This is a genomic window from Kitasatospora sp. NPDC057223, assembly GCF_042669755.1.
In the GTDB taxonomy this organism is placed as follows: domain Bacteria; phylum Actinomycetota; class Actinomycetes; order Streptomycetales; family Streptomycetaceae; genus Kitasatospora.
The window spans coordinates 1-1,948 of record NZ_JBHUWW010000295.1; the positions used below are offsets into that span (position 1 = coordinate 1).

The 1,948-nt window shown below is 74.0% G+C and carries 1 protein-coding gene; it reads right to left on the reverse strand.

Features of this window, described 5'->3' with window-relative positions:
- On the reverse strand, nucleotides 1-1,948 hold a 1,948-nt coding region (locus ACFUK0_RS40130), incomplete at both ends, for a condensation domain-containing protein (RefSeq protein ID WP_380259030.1).

Genomic DNA, 1,948 nt, shown 5'->3' on the forward strand with positions numbered 1-1,948 from the left:
GCCAACAGATCAGCCACCGTCGCATCCGGCAACCCACGACCCGTCGCCGCCCACTCCCCCAACACCAGACCACGCTCACGCACCGTCAACACGTCGAGGGCGCCGATCCGGCGGTGCGGGTCGGCGGCAACCTGCTCCAGGACGGCGAGCAGCCGCTCGACCAGGGCCTCGGCGGTGCCGCGCCCGTAGAGGTCGGTGGCGTACTCGAAGGCGATGTCGATCTCTTCGGCGGCGGGGGTCTCCTCGAAGTTGAAGTCGAGTTCGAACTTGGCGGCGCCCAGCTCGAACGGCAGGATCCGGCTCTCCAGGCCGAGCAGGCGGCCCGCCTGGCCGTCGCTCTGCTGGTAGCCGAGCATCACCTGGAACAGCGGGTGGCGGCCGGGTACGCGGCGCGGGTTCACGGCCTCGACCAGGCGGTCGAAGGGGAGGTCCTGGTGGGCGAAGGCGGCCAGGTCGGTGTCCCGGGTGCGGGTCAGCAGCTCGGCGAAGGTCGGGTCGCCGGAGAGGTCGTTGCGCAGCACCAGCGTGTTGACGAAGAAGCCGACCAGGCCGTCCAGCGCGCTGTCGGAGCGCCCGGCGACCGGGGCGCCGAGAGGGATGTCGGCGCCGGCGCCGAGCCGGTGCAGCAGGGTCGCCACGGCGGCCTGGAGCACCATGAACGTGGTGGCGCCGGCGTTGCGGGCCGCCTCGCGCAGACCCCGGTAGACGGCGGGGGAAACCTGGGCGTACACCGTGTCGCCCCGGTAGCCGGCCACCGGGAGGCGTGGGTGGTCGGTGGGCAGCGGCAGCTCCTCGGGCAGCCCCGCCAGTGCCCGGCGCCAGTAGTCGACCTGACGGCCGGGCAGGCTGTCGGGGTCGTCGGCGCCGGCCAGCAGCTCCTGCTGCCAGAGGGTGTAGTCGGCGTACTGCACGGGCAGCGGCGCCCAGTCGGGTGCCCGGCCGTCGCCGTGCGCGGTGTAGGCGGTGGTCAGGTCCTCGATGAAGGGGAGCATCGACCACTCGTCGCCGGCGATGTGGTGGAACAGCAGGACGAGGGCGTGGTCCTCCGGTGCGATCTCCAGCAGGGTGACCCGCAGGGGCAGTTCGGTGGCGAGGTCGAAGCCGTGCCGGACGGCCGTCTCGACGTCGGCCGCGAGCGCCGCCTCCGAGGAGGCCACGACGTGCAGCGTGCCGGCCGGCTCCAGCACCTGCTGGAAGACCTCGCCGTCGCGCTCGGTGAAGACCGTCCGCAGGCTCTCGTGACGCTCGGTCACCGCGTGCACGGCGGCGGCCAGGGCGTCCCGGTCGAGGCGGCCGCTGACCCGGACGACCAGCGGCACGTTGTAGGTGGCTCCGGAGCCATCCAGGTTCTGCAGGAACCACATCCGGCGCTGGGCGTGCGAGAGCGGCAGGTCGGCGGGCCGTGTCCGGCGGGTCAGCGCGGTGCGCGGCTCGCCGCCGTCGCCGACCCGGTGGGCGAGTCCGGCTGGGGTCGGCGCCTCGAAGAGGTCGCGGACCGTCAGCGGGCTGCCGAGGACGGTCCGGATCCGGCTGGTCAGGCGGGTGGCGAGCAGCGAGTGGCCGCCCAGGTCGAAGAAGTGCTCCTCGGGGCCGACCGCGTTCAGGCCCAGCACCTCGGCGAAGAGGCCGCAGAGGATCTCCTCGCGGGCGTCCCTCGGGGCGCGGCCGGCGCCCGAACTGTCGGGCGCGGGGAGGGCGGTGCGGTCGAGCTTGCCGTTGACGGTCAGCGGCAGCTCGTCGAGCACGACGAACGCGGACGGGACCATGTACTCCGGCAGGCGCTGCGCGAGGTCGTTGCGCAGGCCGGCGACGTCCAGGCCGCCCCCGGCGGGGCCGCTCCCGGCCGAGACGACGTAGGCGGCGAGGCGCTTCACGCCGGGGGTGTCCTCGCGGACCACGACCGCCGCCTGCGCGACCCCGGGATGCTCCGCGATCGCGTCCTCGATCT